Consider the following 17,235-nt stretch of genomic DNA (forward strand, 5'->3'; position numbering starts at 1 on the left):
GACCACCGCACCACCCCGAGAAGGCAGACTGACACCGTGAACTGGGATGACGAGAGCGACGACCGGATCGTCGCACCCGCGGCGGACGGCGAGGACACCGCCGTCGAGGCGGCCCTGCGGCCCAAGGACCTCGGCGAGTTCGTCGGGCAGGAGAAGGTACGCCAGCAGCTCGACCTCGTCCTGAAGGCGGCCCGCCAGCGCGGCGCCACCGCCGATCACGTGCTGCTGTCGGGCGCCCCGGGCCTGGGGAAGACCACCCTGTCCATGATCATCGCGGCCGAGATGGGCGCCCCCATCCGGATCACGTCGGGCCCCGCCATCCAGCACGCCGGCGACCTCGCGGCCATCCTCTCCTCCCTCCAGGAGGGCGAGGTCCTCTTCCTCGACGAGATCCACCGCATGTCCCGGCCCGCCGAGGAAATGCTCTACATGGCCATGGAGGACTTCCGCGTCGACGTGATCGTCGGCAAGGGGCCGGGGGCCACCGCCATCCCGCTGGAGCTTCCCCCGTTCACCCTCGTCGGGGCCACGACCCGGGCCGGACTGCTCCCGCCCCCGCTGCGCGACCGCTTCGGCTTCACCGGCCACATGGAGTTCTACGCCCCCGAGGAGCTGGAGCGGGTCATCCACCGCTCCGCGCGGCTCCTCGACGTGGAGATCGACACCGCCGGCGCCGCCGAGATCGCCGGCCGCTCGCGCGGAACCCCCCGTATCGCCAACCGGCTGCTGCGCCGCGTCCGCGACTACGCCCAGGTCAGGGCCGACGGTGTGATCGACCGCGAGGTCGCCGGTACCGCCCTGAAGGTGTACGAGGTCGACGAGCGCGGGCTCGACCGGCTGGACCGGGCCGTGCTGGAGGCGCTCCTGAAGCTCTTCGGCGGGGGACCCGTCGGCCTGTCGACGCTCGCCGTCGCCGTCGGTGAGGAGCGGGAGACCGTGGAGGAGGTGGCCGAGCCGTTCCTCGTACGGGAAGGACTCCTGGCCAGGACCCCGCGGGGGCGGGTCGCGACCCCGGCCGCATGGGCTCACCTGGGGCTTGTCCCGCCACAGCAGGGCGGGAACGGATCAAGCGGACAACAGGGCCTCTTCGGGACCTGACGGCGCGGAGGTTGGCCCCCTCAGGAACTGCGGTGACATGCTGGGCGTTGTTCCATCGGTGCGGACTCGCCTAGACTCCGCCGATGCCGACCCTTACGGTCGGCGTACCCACCCCCCGTACAAAGGCCGTGCGCTCGTGCGGTCGATGCGAAGGACCTGCGTCCCGTGAATATCATGTCCCTCCTTCCGTTCGTGCTGATCATCGGGGCGATGTTCCTGCTGACCCGCAGCCAGAAGAAGAAGCAGCAGCAGGCCGTGCAGATGCGCGACCAGCTGACCGCCGGCACCGGCGTCCGCACCATCGGCGGCATGTACGCCACGGTGAAGGAGATCGGCGAAGACACCGTCACGCTCGAGGTGGCCCCCGGCGTCCACGCGATCTACGCGAAGAACGCCATCGGCGCCGTGCTGGAGGACGAGGAGTACAACCGCATCGTCCACGGCATCACCGATGATCTGACGATCGACACGCCGGTCGTCCCGGACGACGCGTCCTCCCTGACCGGGGACGCGGCCCCCAAGCTCGACCTGGGCAAGAAGGACGAGCCCAAGGCCGACGAGCCCGCGGCGGAGGAGCCCAAGGGCGACGAGCCCAAGGACGGCAAGAGCGACGGCGACGCCGGCGCGAAGTAGCGCTGGGCCGGGGACCGACGGGGCGCCTGACCGGCAGCCCCGCCGGTCCCCGCCAGTGACCCTTCTGCGGGGGGCAGGGGTCCCCACACACATTTCGTGGCCGTCCGCGCGCTGACCCGGCGCGGGACGGTTGGACAGGGAGATACGACAAGGTGGCAGCACCGAAGAAGGGCCGGCGGCCCACGGGGGCTCAGGGGAGGCCGGGGCGTTCCCTGGCCATCATCCTGATCGCGATGGTGGCGCTCACCGCGGGGATGTTCCTCACGAAGCAGACGACGCCGCGACTCGGCATCGACCTCGCCGGCGGTACGAGCATCACGCTCAAGGCCAAGAGCGAGCCCGGTAAGCCGGACGCGATCAACGAGACCAACATGAACACGGCGATCGGCATCATCGAACGCCGCGTCAACGGTCTGGGCGTCTCCGAGGCCGAGGTCCAGAAGCAGGGCACGGACCACATCATCGTGAACATCCCCAAGGGGTCGAACGAGCAGCAGGCGCGCGAGCAGGTCGGCACCACCGCCCAGCTCTACTTCCGCCCCGTGCTCGCCGTCACCGAGGGTGCCCCGGCGCCTCCGGAGGCCGAAGGGAGCGGCTCCCCGAGCGGCTCCCCGAGCACTGCCCCGAGCGGCTCCGGCAGCCCGTCCGCCAAGGCCACCCCGTCGTCCAGCGCCACTTCCCAGGGCCGTGCGGTCAGTGAGGCCCTCAAGGCCCCGAACGCCCCCTCTCCCTCGCCCTCGGCGAGCGGGTCGAAGAAGGCAGACGACAAGGCGACCCCGTCCACGTCGCCGTCCGCGACCTCCGCCGACCAGGCCGCCGCGGCGGCGCTGCAGGCCAAGTTCGCCGCGCTGAACTGCAGCGACGAGGCGCAGCGCACCGCGATCACCAAGGACGTCAAGCCCGAGGACCCGACGCTCGCCTGCGGCAAGCGTGACGGTGCCTGGTACAAGTGGGTGCTCGGCCCGGCGCAGGTCAACGGCCAGGACGTGAAGGACGCCAAGGGCATCATCGACCAGCAGCGCGGCATCTGGATCGTCACGATGCAGTTCACCGACCGGGGCGCCGACAAGTTCGCCAAGATCACCGGTGAGCTCGCGGCCAAGCAGGCCCCGCAGAACCAGTTCGCCATCGTGCTCGACGGCGAGGTCATCTCCGACCCCAACGTCCGCGAGGCGCTGACCGGCGGCAACGCCGAGATCTCCGGCGGCTTCACCCAGCAGTCCGCGATGGACCTGGGTAACATGCTCTCGTACGGCGCCCTGCCGCTGTCCTTCCAGGAGGACAGCGTCACCACCGTCTCCGCCGCGCTCGGCGGCGAGCAGCTGAAGGCCGGCCTCATCGCCGGCGCCATCGGCCTCGCCCTCGTCGTGATCTACCTGCTGGCGTACTACCGGGGCCTGGCGTTCGTCGCCATCATCAGCCTCATCGTCTCCGGCATCCTCACCTACACGATCATGGCGCTGCTCGGCAAGGGCATCGGCTTCGCACTGAACCTGCCGGCCGTCTGTGGCGCGATCGTCGCGATCGGCATCACCGCGGACTCGTTCATCGTGTACTTCGAACGCATCCGGGACGAGATCCGCGAGGGCCGCACCCTGCGTCCGGCCGTCGAGCGCGCCTGGCCCCGTGCCCGTCGCACCATCCTGGTCTCCGACTTCGTGTCGTTCCTGGCCGCCGCGGTCCTGTTCATCGTCACCGTCGGCAAGGTGCAGGGCTTCGCCTTCACCCTGGGTCTGACGACCCTGCTCGACGTGGTCGTGGTGTTCCTCTTCACCAAGCCCGTCATGACGCTGCTGGCCCGTACGAACTTCTTCGCCAGCGGTCACCCGTGGTCCGGGCTGGACCCGAAGCGACTGGGCGCGAAGCCGCCGCTGCGACGCTCGCGTCGTACCGGCTCCGGCGCGGCCGCCGCGACCGTCTCCGTTCCCGTCGACGCAAAGGAGGCGTGAGAGATGTCGAAGCTCGGAGATCTCGGCGCCAAGCTGTACCGGGGTGAGGTCGGCTACGACTTCGTCGGCAAGCGCTTCGTCTGGTACGGCGTTTCCATCCTGATCACCATCACGGCGATCGTGGCCCTGGCCGTTCAGGGCCTCAACATGGGCATCGAGTTCAAGGGTGGTGCCGTCTTCACCACCCCGAAGACCTCCATCTCTGAGGTCCACGCCCGCGAGGAAGCGGAGACGGCCTCCGGTCACGACGCGGTCGTCCAGAAGCTCGGCACCGGTGCGCTGCGCATCCAGATCTCGGATCTGAACACCAATGCCGCGGCCGACGTGAAGGCCAAGCTCGCGGCCAACTTCAAGATGGACCCGGCCCAGATCAACGCGGACCTGGTCGGCCCCAGCTGGGGCGAGCAGATCGCCAACAAGGCCTGGACCGGCCTCGGCGTGTTCATGGTCCTCGTGGTGATCTACCTGGCCATCGCCTTCGAGTGGCGGATGGCGGTCGCGGCGCTGATCGCGCTGATCCACGACCTCACGATCACCGTCGGCGTGTACGCGCTGGTCGGCTTCGAGGTCACCCCGGGTACGGTCATCGGTCTGCTGACCATCCTCGGTTACTCCCTCTACGACACCGTCGTCGTCTTCGACGGTCTCAAGGAGGGCTCGAAGGACATCACCAAGCAGACCCGCTGGACGTACAGCGAGATCGCCAACCGCAGCATCAACGGCACCCTGGTCCGCTCGATCAACACCACCGTCGTGGCACTGCTCCCCGTCGGTGCGCTGCTCTTCATCGGCGGCGGCTTCCTGGGCGCCGGCATGCTGAACGACATCTCGCTGTCCCTGTTCGTCGGCCTCGCGGCCGGCGCCTACTCGTCGATCTTCATCGCGACCCCGCTGGTCGTGGACCTGAAGGAGCGCGAGCCGGCGATGAAGGCCCTGAAGAAGCGGGTGCTCGCGAAGCGGGCGTCGGCCGAGGCCAGGGGCGAGTCGCCCGAGGGCGCCGGGACCGAGGACGCGCCGGAGGTAGTGGCGCAGGGCCGTTCGGGGCGGCGCCGGTGACCGCGGAGCTGCCTTCGGGCGTACGGGACCTGCTGCTCAGCCGGATCACGGACGTCGAGGACTACCCGAAGCCGGGCGTGATGTTCAAGGACATCACCCCGCTGCTGGCCGACCCGAAGGCGTTCGGCGCCCTCACGGACGCGCTGGTGGCCCTGGCCGGGCAGTACGGGGCGACGAAGATCGTCGGGCTGGAGGCGCGGGGATTCATCCTGGCGGCTCCCGTGGCCGTCCAGGCGGGCATCGGCTTCGTGCCGGTCCGCAAGGCCGGGAAGCTGCCCGGGGCGACGCTCCTGCAGTCCTACGACCTTGAGTACGGGTCCGCCGAGATCGAGATCCACGCGGAGGCGCTGTGCGCCGACGACCGGGTCATGGTCATCGACGACGTGCTGGCCACCGGCGGTACCGCCGCGGCCTCGCTGGAGCTGATCCGGCGGGCCGGGGCGCAGGTCGCCGGGGTCGCGGTCCTGATGGAGCTCTCGTTCCTGCCGGGGCGCGAGCGGCTGCTGCCGGCGCTGGGCGATGCTCCGCTGGACGCGCTGATCGTGGTCTGACCCTGCTTTCCCCGAAGCGGGCGTGCACCGGGATTCCCGGAGCGCGCCCGCTTCGGCGTGTGCGGGCCGCTGGGCGGGAGTCCGCCCGGTCCTCGAACGCCGGACGGGCCGGATGCCGCCGGGCGCGGCAGGAGTCGGGGCGGACTCGGCGAACGGGGTGGCGCAACCCTCGCTACGATGGGTTGTCCGGACCGGACACGGGTACCGGATCCTCCCCCACACCGCGTGCGGGGGGACCCCCTGAGGAGCGCTCTTGCCAGACGAGGTCCAGCCAATCTCCGCCGCGCAGCCCGACCCGGAGGCCGAGCAGCCGGCCGCGGCGGCCGCCGCCACGCCCACGCCGGCTCCGCCGGCCCCGCCGGTCAAGCCCGCGTCAGCGAAGTCGGCCGGGTCCTCCAATCGGGTGCGCGCCCGGCTGGCCCGCCTCGGCGTGCAGCGCTCCAACCCGTACAACCCGGTCCTGGAGCCGCTGCTCCGCATAGTCCGCAGCAACGACCCGAAGATCGAGACGGCCACGCTGCGGCAGATCGAGCAGGCCTACCAGGTCGCCGAGCGCTGGCACCGCGGCCAGAAGCGCAAGAGCGGCGACCCGTACATCACCCACCCGCTCGCGGTGACCACGATCCTCGCCGAGCTGGGCATGGACCCGGCCACGCTGATGGCGGGGCTCCTCCACGACACCGTGGAGGACACCGAGTACGGGCTGGAGGACCTGCGGCGCGACTTCGGCGACGCGGTGACCCTGCTCGTCGACGGGGTCACCAAGCTCGACCGGGTCAAGTTCGGCGAGGCCGCCCAGGCCGAGACCGTCCGCAAGATGGTCGTGGCCATGGCCAAGGACCCCCGGGTCCTCGTGATCAAGCTCGCCGACCGGCTGCACAACATGCGCACCATGCGCTACCTCAAGCGGGAGAAGCAGGAGAAGAAGGCCCGCGAGACCCTTGAGATCTACGCCCCGCTGGCGCACCGGCTGGGCATGAACACCATCAAGTGGGAGCTGGAGGACCTCGCCTTCGCGATCCTCTACCCCAAGATGTACGACGAGATCGTGCGGCTGGTGGCCGAAAGGGCACCCAAGCGCGACGAGTACCTCACGGTCGTCACCGACGAGGTGATGGCCGACCTGCGCGCAGCCCGCATCAAGGCCACCGTCACCGGGCGCCCCAAGCACTACTACAGCGTCTACCAGAAGATGATCGTGCGCGGCCGCGACTTCGCCGAGATCTACGACCTGGTCGGCATCCGGGTCCTCGTCGACACCGTCCGGGACTGCTACGCCGCCCTCGGCACCGTGCACGCGCGATGGAACCCGGTCCCCGGCCGGTTCAAGGACTACATCGCGATGCCGAAGTTCAACATGTACCAGTCGCTCCACACGACGGTCATCGGACCCAGCGGCAAGCCCGTCGAGCTCCAGATCCGCACCTTCGACATGCACCGCCGCGCCGAGTACGGCATCGCCGCGCACTGGAAGTACAAGCAGCAGACCGTCGCCGGCACCTCGAAGGTGCGCACCGACGTGCCGCAGGCCGCCAAGGGCACCGCGGGCCACGACACCGTCAACGACATGGCGTGGCTGCGGCAGCTGCTGGACTGGCAGAAGGAGACCGAGGACCCGAGCGAGTTCCTCGACTCGCTGCGCTTCGACCTCTCGCGCAACGAGGTCTTCGTCTTCACGCCCAAGGGCGACGTCATCGCCCTGCCGGCCGGAGCCACCCCGGTGGACTTCTCGTACGCCGTCCACACCGAGGTCGGCCACCGGACCATAGGGGCCAGGGTCAACGGCCGCCTCGTCCCGCTGGAGTCCACGCTCGACAACGGCGACCTCGTCGAGGTCTTCACCTCCAAGGCCGAGGGCGCCGGCCCGTCCCGGGACTGGCTGGGCTTCGTCAAGTCCCCCCGGGCCCGCAACAAGATCCGCGCGTGGTTCTCCAAGGAGCGCCGCGACGAGGCCATCGAGCACGGCAAGGACGCCATCGCGCGGGCCATGCGCAAGCAGAACCTGCCGATCCAGCGCATCCTGACCGGGGACTCCCTCGTCACCCTCGCGCACGAGATGCGCTACCCCGACATCTCCTCGCTCTACGCGGCGATCGGCGAAGGCCACGTCACCGCGCAGAACGTCGTGCAGAAGCTGGTCCAGGCCCTGGGCGGCGAGGACGCGGCGAACGAGGACATCGAGGACACCATCCCGCCGGCCCGCGGCCGCAGCACGCGCCGCGGAAACGCCGACCCGGGCGTGGTGGTCAAGGGCGTCGAGGACGTGTGGGTCAAGCTGGCCCGCTGCTGCACCCCGGTGCCCGGCGACCCGATCGTCGGCTTCGTCACCCGCGGCAGCGGCGTGTCGGTCCACCGCGCCGACTGCGTCAACGTGGACTCCCTCTCCCAGGAGCCCGAGCGGATGCTGGAGGTCGAGTGGGCGCCCACCCAGTCCTCCGTCTTCCTGGTCGCCATCCAGGTCGAGGCGCTGGACCGGTCCCGGCTGCTCTCCGACGTCACCCGGGTGCTGTCGGACCAGCACGTGAACATCCTGTCGGCGGCCGTGCAGACCTCCCGCGACCGGGTGGCCACCTCCCGGTTCACCTTCGAGATGGGCGACCCCAAGCACCTGGGCCACGTCCTGAAGGCCGTACGGGGCGTCGAGGGCGTCTACGACGTCTACCGCGTGACCTCGGCCCGCAGGCCGTAGCGGCGCACGGAGCCGCGCACACGGCAGCGCACATGTGAGAGGGCCCCGGTACGCAGTGCGTACCGGGGCCCTCCCCTGTGCCGGGCGTCCGCGACGTCAGCCGCCGAACTCCTCGAGACCCTTCAGCGCCTGGTCCAGCAGGGCCTGACGGCCCTCCAGCTCACGGGACAGCTTGTCGGCCTTGGAGTTGTTGCCCTGCGCGCGCGCCGCGTCGATCTGGCCGCGCAGCTTGTCGACCGCCGCCTGCAGCTGACCCGTCAGACCGGCCGCACGCGCCCGCGCCTCCGGGTTCGTACGGCGCCACTCGCCCTCCTCGGCCTCCTGGATGGCCCGCTCCACGGTGTGCATCCGGCCCTCGACCTTGGGACGCGCGTCCCGCGGTACGTGGCCGATGGCCTCCCAGCGCTCGTTCAGCGAGCGGAAGGCCGCCCGGGCCGCCTTCAGGTCCGTGATCGGGACGAGCTTCTCGGCCTCGTCGGCCAGCTCCTCCTTCAGCTTCAGGTTCTCGACCTGCTCCGCGTCGCGCTCCGCGAAGACCTCGCTGCGCGCCGCGAAGAACACGTCCTGGGCGCCGCGGAAACGGTTCCACAGGTCGTCCTCGGACTCGCGCTGCGCGCGGCCCGCGGCCTTCCAGTTCTCCATCAGCTCGCGGTAACGCGCGGCCGTCGGACCCCAGTCGGTCGACTTCGACAGCGACTCGGCCTCCGCGACCAGCTTCTCCTTGACCTTGCGGGCGTCCTCGCGCTGCGCGTCGAGCGAGGCGAAGTGGGCCTTGCGGCGCTTGGAGAAGGCGGAGCGGGCGTGCGAGAAGCGGTGCCACAGCTCGTCGTCCGACTTGCGGTCGAGACGGGGCAGACCCTTCCAGATGTCCACCAGGGCCCGCAGCCGTTCGCCGGCGCTGCGCCACTGGTCGCTCTGCGCCAGCTCCTCGGCCTCGGCCACCAGCGCGTCCTTGGCCGTACGGGCCTCGTCCGTCTGCTTGGCCTTCTGGACCTTGCGCTCCTCGCGGCGCGAGTCCACGGTCGTCACCAGCTTGTCCAGCCGCACGCGCAGCGCGTCCAGGTCGCCGACGGCGTGGTGCTCGTCCACCTGCGTGCGCAGGTGCTCGATGGCCGTCTGGGCGTCCTTGGCGGCCAGATCGGTGGTCCGCACCCGTCGTTCGAGGAGGCCGATCTCGACCACCAGGCCCTCGTACTTGCGCTCGAAGTAGGCCAGGGCCTCCTCCGGGGTGCCGGCCTGCCACGAGCCGACGACCTTCTCGCCATCGGCAGTACGCACGTACACGGTGCCGGTCTCGTCGACTCGGCCCCACGGGTCGCTGCTCACAGCGCCTCCTCCACCTGATGCCTTGCGAGGGGTTCACCCCCTGGGCATCGTCCACAGTTTCCTGGGGCGGGCCGCGCCCGCCCTGCACAACGCCAACATAGGCGACCGCCGGGCCGGCTGTCCGCATCCAGCACGACGGAATATCGCCGTACCGCGGCGCCCTCGGGGAATTCGAGGAGACAGCGCGGGCCCGGGGAGCCCGGTCCCGGTCACTTCTGGGTGACGGTGCCCTTCTCGATCGTCACGGGGGTCTTGGGGGCCCCGTCCTGGCCGCCGTCGGCGACACCGGCCTTGGCGACCTCTTCGAGCACCTTCACACCGGCCGCGTCGATCTTGCCGAAGGGGGTGTACGAGGGCGCGAGCGGGCTGTCCTTGTAGACCAGGAAGAACTGGCTGCCGCCCGTGCCGGGCTGGCCGGTGTTGGCCATCGCCACCGTGCCCGCCGGGTAGACGACCTGACCGGTCGCGTTGGGCTTGCCCAGCGCGTCGAGGTTCTCGTCGGGGATGGTGTAGCCGGGGCCGCCCGTGCCGGTGCCCTGCGGGTCACCGCACTGCAGGACGAAGATCCCGCTCGTCGTCAGACGGTGGCACTTGGTGTTGTCGAAGAACTTCTTGTCGGCGAGCGACTTGAACGAGTTGACCGTCTGCGGGGTCTTCGCCGCGTCCATCTCGAACGTGACGTCGCCCGCGCTGGTCTTCAGGGCGAAGGTGTACTTCGCCTTGGCGTCGATCGCCATCGCCGGGGAGGGGGACTGCTGCGGGGTGGGCGGGGCCGAGGGCGAGGCCGAGGGGTTCGCGGCCGGATCGGCCGCCTCGTCCTTCTTGTCCTTGTCGAACACACCGCCGGCCACGAGGCCGACCAGCGCCGCCACGACCACGGCCACCGCCGCACCGATCACGGCCAGCCGCTTGCGCGACTTCTGCCGCGCTTCGGCACGCCGCTTCTGCTGGCGTTCGTACTTCTCCCTGGCGAGCTGGCGCCGCCGCTGATCGCTCGTGACCACCGGGTCGTCTCCTTGTGCGTGTCTGGTACCACTGTCCGGGCTGGGTTAGGCCGTACCGTATATGGGTTCGCTGTGTAATGAGCGGCGCCGGTAGGCTCTGAACAGCAGCATTCCGATCTGCAAGCCTCCCGCCGGACGACGATTGAGGACGAACGTGCTGATTGCCGGATTCCCCGCCGGGGCCTGGGGGACCAACTGCTACGTGGTCGCCCCCGCCGCCGGTGAGGAGTGCGTCATCATCGACCCGGGCCACCAGGCCACCCAGGGTGTCGAAGAGACGCTGAAGAAGCATCGGCTCAAGCCCGTCGCGGTCGTCCTCACCCATGGCCACATCGATCATGTGGCCTCGGTGGTCCCGGTGTGCGGAGCACACGACGTACCGGCCTGGATCCACCCCGAGGACCGCTTCATGATGAGCGACCCGGAGAAGGCCCTCGGCCGTTCCCTCGGCGCCCAGCTCATGGGCGAGCTCACGGTGGGGGAGCCCTCCGACGTCAAGGAACTGACCGACGGCGCGAAGCTCGCCCTGGCCGGCATGGAGCTCACCGTGTCGCACGCCCCCGGCCATACCAGGGGGTCGGTGACCTTCGGGACGCCCGCGGCGGCGGACATCCCGCCGCTCCTGTTCTCGGGCGACCTGCTCTTCGCCGGCTCCATCGGGCGTACCGACTTCCCCGGCGGCAGCCACGCCGACATGCTCGCATCGCTGGCCCGCGTGTGCCTGCCGCTCGACGACGCGACCGTGGTGCTGCCCGGACACAACGAGCACACGACCATTGGCCGTGAGCGAGCCACCAACCCGTACCTGCGGCAGGTGGCCGCCGGCCTGGGAGACGGTTTCACGTCTCCACGACGAGGAATGTGACGAGAGTTTCGTGAGTACTTTTCAGGCCCCCAAGGGCACGTACGACCTGCTGCCGCCCCGCTCGGCCACCTTCCTGGCGGTGCGCGAGGCGATCTCCGCGCCCCTGAGGAACTCCGGCTACGGATACGTGGAGACCCCCGGCTTCGAGAACGTCGAACTGTTCTCGCGCGGCGTCGGCGAGTCCACCGACATCGTCAGCAAGGAGATGTACACCCTCACCACGAAGGGCGGCGACCAGCTCGCCCTGCGTCCCGAGGGCACCGCCTCCGTGCTCCGCGCCGCCCTGCAGGGCAACCTGCACAAGCTCGGCGGGCTGCCCGTCAAGCTCTGGTACTCCGGCTCGTACTACCGCTACGAGCGGGCCCAGGCGGGCCGCTACCGCCACTTCTCCCAGGTCGGCGCCGAGGCCATCGGAGCCGAGGACCCGGCACTGGACGCCGAGCTGATCATCCTGGCCGATCAGGCGTACCGCTCGCTGGGCCTGCGCAACTTCCGCATCCTGCTGAACTCGCTCGGCGACAAGGAGTGCCGCCCGGTGTACCGGGAGGCCCTCCAGGCCTTCCTGCGCGGGCTCGACCTCGACGCGGAGACCGTGCGCCGGGCCGAGATCAACCCGCTGCGCGTGCTCGACGACAAGCGGGCCGACGTGCAGAAGCAGCTCGTCGGCGCCCCGATGCTGCGCGACTACCTCTGCGACGCCTGCAAGGAGTACCACGAGGAGGTGCGGGCGCTGGTCACGGCGGCCGGGGTCGCCTTCGAGGACGACGAGAAGCTGGTGCGCGGGCTCGACTACTACACCCGCACCACCTTCGAGTTCGTCCACGACGGTCTGGGCTCCCAGTCCGCGGTGGGCGGCGGCGGCCGCTACGACGGCCTCTCCGAGATGATCGGCGGACCGGCGCTGCCGTCGGTGGGCTGGGCGCTGGGCGTGGACCGTACGGTGCTGGCGCTCGAAGCGGAGGGCGTCGAACTGGACATCCCGTCCGCGACCTCCGTCTTCGCGGTGGCGCTCGGCGCGGCGAAGCCGGTGCTGTTCGGTCTGGTGACCGAGCTGCGCCGGGCCGGTGTCGCGGCGGACATCTCCTACGGGGGCAAGGGCCTCAAGGGTGCGATGAAGGACGCGAACCGCAGCGGGGCCCGCTTCGCGGTGGTCGCGGGGGACCGCGACCTCGAAGAGGGCGTGGTCCAGCTGAAGGACATGCAGTCCGGGGAGCAGACGCCGGTGGCCGTCGCCGACGTGGTGGCTACGGTTCGGGCACGCCTGGCCTGACGCTCGCCGCCTGCTGGGGCGGGGCCGGGGGAGCCGCTGCGCGGAGCCTTGCCCCGCCCCGCCCTTTCGCCGTTTCCCGGGGCTCCGCCCCAGACTCCGCGCCTCAAACGCCGGCGAGGCTGGATTTGCCGGCTCCGCCGGGCACATACAACCCGCGCGGCGTTTGAGCGCACCGGGCGCGCAGCGCCCGGGATCGGGGTGGGGGCGGAGCCGCGAGAAACGGCGGAAGGGCGGGGCGGGGCAAGGCTCCGCGCAGCGGAAGCGGTCAGAGCAGGCCGTGGCGCATGGCTGTCGTCACCGCCGCCGTGCGGTCCGTGACCTCCAGCTTTCCGAAGATGCGCAGCATGTGCGTCTTGACCGTGGACTCCGCCACGAACAGGCGGCGGCCGATGTCCGCATTGGTCGCGCCCTCGGCGACCAGCCGGAGCACCGCCACCTCCCTCTCCGAGAGCCGCGGCAGCGACGGCCGGGCGCGGAGCCGGTCGACCAGGCGGCCCGCCACCGTCGGGGCGAGGACCGTCTCGCCGCGCACGGCCGCCCGGATCGCGGCCGCCAGTTCCGCCCTCGCCATGTCCTTCAGCAGGTAGCCCGCCGCCCCCGCCTCCACGGCCCGCAGGATGTCCCGGTCCTCCTCGTACGTGGTCAGCACCACCACCCGTACCGGCAGCCGGGCCGCCGTGATGCGGGCGATCGATTCGACTCCGTCGCCGCCGGGCATCCGCAGGTCCATCAGGATCAGGTCCAGGCCGCCTCCGGGGACCAGCCGCGCGGCCAGGGCCTCCGCCTGCGGACCGTTCGAGGCCTCCGCGACGACCTCCAGGTCAGGTTCGGCGCTGAGCATGCCGCGCAGACCCTCCCGTACCACCGGGTGGTCGTCGGCCAGCAGGATGCGGATCATGGCGTACGGCTCCTCAGCGGATCGGGAGGGTGACGGTGACGGTCGTGCCGGCCGAGGCGGCGCTGTCGACGGCCGCCGCACCGCCCACTTCCGCCGCGCGGGCGAACAGCCCCCGCAGGCCGTAGCCCGGTGCGGGGGCCGCCGGGTCGAAGCCCCGGCCGGTGTCCCGGACCGTGAGGACCAGCTCGGAGCCGCCGTAGGCGAGGGACACCGCGCAACGGGCCCGCGGTCCGGCGTGCTTGGCCGCGTTGGACAGGGACTCCTGGCAGGACCGCAGCGCCACCACCTCCACGGCCGCCGCCAGCGGCCGGACCTCCCCGGTCACCGTGACGGCCGCCGGCGGATCCTGCCGGGCCGCGAGTCTGCGCACCGCGTCGGGCAGCGAACCGCCGTCGAGATCCGCGGGCGCGCCGCCCGCCACCAGGGCGCGGGCCTCGGCCAGGTTCTGCCGGGCGGTGGTCTCCATCAGCTCCAGGTGGTGGCGGGCCCGCTCCGGATCGGTGTCCAGCTCCGACTGCACGGCCTGTACGAGCATCAGCAGACTGGTGAAGCCCTGGGCGAGGGTGTCGTGGATCTCGCGGGACATGCGTTCCCTTTCCGCGTGGGCGCCGCGTTCGGCGGAGAGCCGGGCCACCTCCTCCCGGCTGGCGTCGAGTTCCGCGATGAGGGAGGCCCGGTCCTGGCTCTGCTCGATGATCCGGACCGTCCAGGCACCGAAGAAGGCGGAGAAGGCGAAGGTGACGAGCGCGCTGATCGCGCTCACGAAGACGTGGATCCCCTCCGGCCGCCACAACAGCGCCCAGCCGGCCACCGGCAGCAGCGACACCAGGGCCACCGCACCGATCGCGCGCCGCAGGGGCAGCAGCATGAAGCACTGCGGGGCGAGGGCGAAGGTGATCAGCCGGGTTTCGCCGGCCAGGGAGGCCGCGGGCAGGAAGAGGGCCAGGGCCACGCCCAGGTAGCGGGCGGACGAGCGCGGTTCGGCGCCGGGCTCCCGCACGAGCAGCGGGCGTCCGGCGCGCAGGAACCAGGGGACGAGGAGGGCGAGCAGGCCCACCGCGAGGATCCGGTACGGCAGCGCCGGGAAGTCCGCACCGAGGACGAAGACCGCGGTCGCGGCCCACACCACCGCGAAGTAGAGGATCCACGGCCCGAACGCGCGGTCCCACACGTGGGATTCGCGCGCTCCGGCCGCCCTGCCAAAACCCGCCCTGCCAAAACCCGCCCTGCCAAAACCCGCCCGGGCGAAGCCCGCCCCGGCGAAGCCGCTCAGCCGTCGCGGCGGTTCTTCCACTTGAAGGTCAGCAGGCACAGCACCAGTCCTCCGACGACCCAGGCCCCCAGGACCAGGGCGACCCGCCCATACTCCCAGCCGCCGGTCTGTTCGAGAACGGCCGCGGACTCGGGCAGGAACACCCCGCGCAGCCCCTGGCACATCCACTTGAGGGGGAACAGCGCGCCGATGTTCAGCAGCCAGTCGGGGATCTGGTTGACCGGGATGTAGACGCCGGAGACGAACTGGAGGACCAGGAAGGGCAGGACGACCACCGAGCTCGCGCTCTTGCCGGACTTCGGCAGACTGCTGATCGCGATGCCGAGCAGGGCGCAGCCCGCCAGTCCGAGGACGAAGATCCAGCCGAAGGTGAGCCACTTCCCGGTGGTGGTGGGGAGGTCGAGCCCGAACAGGGTCGAGCCGACGAGCAGCAGGATCGCGGTCTCGGCGAGCCCGGTGGCGAGCACCATCCAGACCTTGCCGAGGAAGTACGCGGCCGGGGGCATCGGGGTCCCGCGCAGCCGGCGCAGCACCTTCTCGTCGCGTTCGACGGCGATGGAGATGCCGAGGGACTGGAAGCTGGTGGACATGATTCCGGCGGCGACCATGCCGGCCGCGTAGAGCTGGGAGGCGGTGATCCCGGTTCCCTCGACCGTGTCGCTGAAGATCGAGGCGAAGAGGGCGAGGAAGACGATGGGGAAGGCGAAGGTGAAGATCACGGCGTCGCGCTGGCGGACGAACTGCTTGATCTCCAGGGCCCCGCGGGACAGGCCCAGGGCCCAGGCGCCGGGCAGGGCGGGGGCCGGCCCGGTGACGGCCTGCTGGGTGACGTCGGTGCTCATCGGGATTCCTCCGGCTGCTGAACGGCGCTCTGGGCGGTCAGGTCGCGCTGGGCGGTCGGGTCGCTCGCGCCGCTCTGGACGGTCCCGTCGCCCGCGCCGCTCTGGGCGGGCAGGGACGCCTGGTCGAGCTGCCCCGTGAGGCGCAGGTACACGTCCTCCAGGGTGGGGCGGGAGATCTTCAGCCCCGGGATCTCGCCGTCGAAGCGGGCCATCAGTTCCGCGACGCTGCGGGTGGGGGTCTCGGTGGCGATGCTGCGCGCGGTGCCGTCCGGGTCGGTCCACTCGACGGTGGCGCCGGAGCCGAAGCGGGTGCGGAGCTCGGCCGGCACCCCCTCGGCGACCACCCGGCCGCGGGCGATCACCGCGAGGCGGTCGGCGAGGGCCTCGGCCTCCTCCAGGTAGTGCGTGGTGAGCAGAACGGTGGTGCCGCCGTCGGCGAGCTGCCGGATCAGCTCCCAGAACTGACGCCGGGCCGCCGGGTCGAAGCCGGTGGTCGGCTCGTCCAGGAGCAGCAGCTCCGGGTCGCCGATCACGCCGAGCGCCACGTCCAGGCGGCGCCGCTGGCCGCCGGACAGGCCCTTCACCCGTTCGTCGCGCTTGTGCTCCAGGCCCACGAGGGCGATGACCTCGGCCGGGTCCCGCGGGGCCGGGTAGTAGCGGGCGAAGTGCCCGACCGTCTCCCGCACCGTGAGTTCGGCGGGCGCCGACTCGTCCTGCCAGACGATCCCGACGCGCGAGCGCCAGGCCCGCCCGGCCCGCGCGGGGTCCGCGCCCAGGACGGAGACCTCGCCGCCGTCCCGGGCGCGGTGGCCCTGCAGGATCTCCACCGTGGTGCTCTTGCCGGCGCCGTTGGGCCCCAGGAGGCCGAAGACCTCGCCCCGCCGGATCGTCAGGTCCAGTCCGTCCACCGCGGTGACTTCGCCGTACTGCTTGCGGAGCCCCCGTACTTCCACCGCGTTCTGTGTCATGGCTCCCATGGTGGGGCGGAAGCGCGGCCACCGGTCCCCCCGTGCGTACCTCCCGCTGTCCGTCGATCGGTGGACAGAGCGGTCGGGTACGGCACAATGGCCGGTGCTTGGTGACCTTGCAGATGTGGAGCGGGCCGGATGACGACACGAGGGACCGAAACGGACACCGCCGGGACGCGGACGGCCGTCGGCGGCAGCCGGGCGCTGGCCCTGCTGCTGGTGATCACGGGAGCCGCGGGGCTGCTCGCCGCCTGGGTCATCACGATCGACAAGTTCAAGCTGCTGGAGGACCCGGACTTCGTCCCGGGCTGCAGTCTCAACCCGATCGTCTCCTGCGGCAACATCATGAAGAGCGACCAGGCGGCCGTGTTCGGCTTCCCGAACCCGATGCTGGGGCTGGTCGCCTACGGCATGGTCGTCTGCGTCGGCATGAGCCTGCTCGCCCGGGCGCGCTTCCCGCGCTGGTACTGGCTCACCCTGAACGCCGGGATGCTCTTCGGCATCGGCTTCTGCACCTGGCTGATGTACCAGTCGCTGTACAACATCAATTCCCTGTGCCTGTGGTGCTGCCTGGCCTGGGTCGCCACCATCGTCATGTTCTGGTACGTGACCTCGCACAACGTCCGCAACCGGCTGCTGCCCGCCCCTGGCTGGCTGCGGGCCTTCTTCGACGAGTTCACCTGGGTGCTGCCCGTCCTGCACATCGGGATCATCGGCATGCTGATCCTGACCCGCTGGTGGGACTTCTGGACCTCCTGAGCCCGGGAGGCACCGTGAGCGGACCGGGAGGGAGTGTCGGTGGCCTCGCATAGG

Annotated in this window: 15 protein-coding genes; 9 read left to right on the top strand and 6 right to left on the bottom strand. The window is 71.0% G+C overall.

The genetic code is table 11. From position 1 onward, the window contains the following. The first annotated feature begins 36 nt into the window (after positions 1-36). The 6 genes from ruvB (at position 37) to ACWCP2_RS21260 (ending at position 7,976) form a co-directional block, all read left to right on the top strand. Positions 37-1,098, top strand: coding sequence for a Holliday junction branch migration DNA helicase RuvB (gene ruvB, locus ACWCP2_RS21235; RefSeq protein ID WP_450910139.1), 1,062 nt, complete (start codon positions 37-39; stop codon positions 1,096-1,098). A 165-nt stretch (positions 1,099-1,263) separates the two neighbouring features. Further along, complete coding sequence (gene yajC / locus ACWCP2_RS21240) at positions 1,264-1,731, top strand: preprotein translocase subunit YajC (RefSeq protein WP_450910140.1); 468 nt, start codon at positions 1,264-1,266, stop codon at positions 1,729-1,731. A 152-nt stretch (positions 1,732-1,883) separates the two neighbouring features. Beyond that, positions 1,884-3,680, top strand: a complete 1,797-nt coding sequence (gene secD / locus ACWCP2_RS21245; protein WP_450910141.1) for a protein translocase subunit SecD — start codon at positions 1,884-1,886, stop codon at positions 3,678-3,680. Between the two features lie 3 nt (positions 3,681-3,683). Next, positions 3,684-4,736 (top strand): protein translocase subunit SecF, encoded by a 1,053-nt coding sequence (gene secF / locus ACWCP2_RS21250; RefSeq protein ID WP_450910142.1) that lies wholly within the window; start codon positions 3,684-3,686, stop codon positions 4,734-4,736. Further along, positions 4,733-5,287 (top strand): adenine phosphoribosyltransferase, encoded by a 555-nt coding sequence (locus ACWCP2_RS21255; protein ID WP_399382135.1) that lies wholly within the window; start codon positions 4,733-4,735, stop codon positions 5,285-5,287. Before secF ends, ACWCP2_RS21255 begins: the two co-directional genes overlap by 4 nt. A 253-nt stretch (positions 5,288-5,540) precedes the next feature. Then, positions 5,541-7,976 carry a RelA/SpoT family protein gene (locus tag ACWCP2_RS21260; RefSeq protein ID WP_450910143.1) on the top strand — a complete coding sequence of 812 codons (2,436 nt, stop codon included), beginning with the start codon at positions 5,541-5,543 and terminating at the stop codon, positions 7,974-7,976. A gap of 96 nt (positions 7,977-8,072) precedes the next feature. On the opposite strand, the gene ACWCP2_RS21265 is transcribed toward ACWCP2_RS21260, so the two are convergent. Beyond that, positions 8,073-9,302 (bottom strand): DUF349 domain-containing protein, encoded by a 1,230-nt coding sequence (locus ACWCP2_RS21265; protein ID WP_450910144.1) that lies wholly within the window; start codon positions 9,300-9,302, stop codon positions 8,073-8,075. A 209-nt stretch (positions 9,303-9,511) separates the two neighbouring features. Beyond that, a complete protein-coding gene (locus tag ACWCP2_RS21270) occupies positions 9,512-10,306 on the bottom strand; it encodes a peptidylprolyl isomerase (RefSeq protein WP_450910145.1) in 795 nt (264 codons plus the stop codon). 154 nt (positions 10,307-10,460) lie between these two features. Between ACWCP2_RS21270 and ACWCP2_RS21275 the strand changes: the two genes are divergently transcribed. Continuing rightward, positions 10,461-11,171, top strand: coding sequence for an MBL fold metallo-hydrolase (locus ACWCP2_RS21275; RefSeq protein WP_450910146.1), 711 nt, complete (start codon positions 10,461-10,463; stop codon positions 11,169-11,171). A 10-nt stretch (positions 11,172-11,181) separates the two neighbouring features. Next, positions 11,182-12,441, top strand: a complete 1,260-nt coding sequence (gene hisS / locus ACWCP2_RS21280) for a histidine--tRNA ligase (protein WP_450910147.1) — start codon at positions 11,182-11,184, stop codon at positions 12,439-12,441. 265 nt (positions 12,442-12,706) lie between these two features. Here hisS and ACWCP2_RS21285 read toward each other — a convergent pair whose 3' ends face one another. The 4 genes from ACWCP2_RS21285 to ACWCP2_RS21300 form a co-directional block, all read right to left on the bottom strand. Continuing rightward, positions 12,707-13,339: a response regulator gene (locus tag ACWCP2_RS21285; RefSeq protein WP_450910148.1), complete on the bottom strand. Its 633-nt coding sequence runs from the start codon at positions 13,337-13,339 to the stop codon at positions 12,707-12,709. Positions 13,340-13,352: 13 nt separating this feature from the next. Next, entirely contained in the window at positions 13,353-14,510 is a 1,158-nt protein-coding gene (locus ACWCP2_RS21290; protein WP_450910149.1) for a sensor histidine kinase, read from the bottom strand. Positions 14,511-14,608: 98 nt separating this feature from the next. Beyond that, on the bottom strand, positions 14,609-15,454 hold the full coding sequence (locus ACWCP2_RS21295; RefSeq protein ID WP_450910150.1) for an ABC transporter permease: 846 nt from the start codon (positions 15,452-15,454) through the stop codon (positions 14,609-14,611). Continuing rightward, complete coding sequence (locus tag ACWCP2_RS21300; RefSeq protein WP_450910151.1) at positions 15,451-16,422, bottom strand: ABC transporter ATP-binding protein; 972 nt, start codon at positions 16,420-16,422, stop codon at positions 15,451-15,453. Before ACWCP2_RS21300 ends, ACWCP2_RS21295 begins: the two co-directional genes overlap by 4 nt. A gap of 138 nt (positions 16,423-16,560) precedes the next feature. Between ACWCP2_RS21300 and ACWCP2_RS21305 the strand changes: the two genes are divergently transcribed. Next, on the top strand, positions 16,561-17,181 hold the full coding sequence (locus tag ACWCP2_RS21305) for a vitamin K epoxide reductase family protein (RefSeq protein WP_450910152.1): 621 nt from the start codon (positions 16,561-16,563) through the stop codon (positions 17,179-17,181). Positions 17,182-17,235: the final 54 nt, after the last annotated feature.

The organism is Streptomyces sp. NPDC002104 (assembly GCF_053593795.1).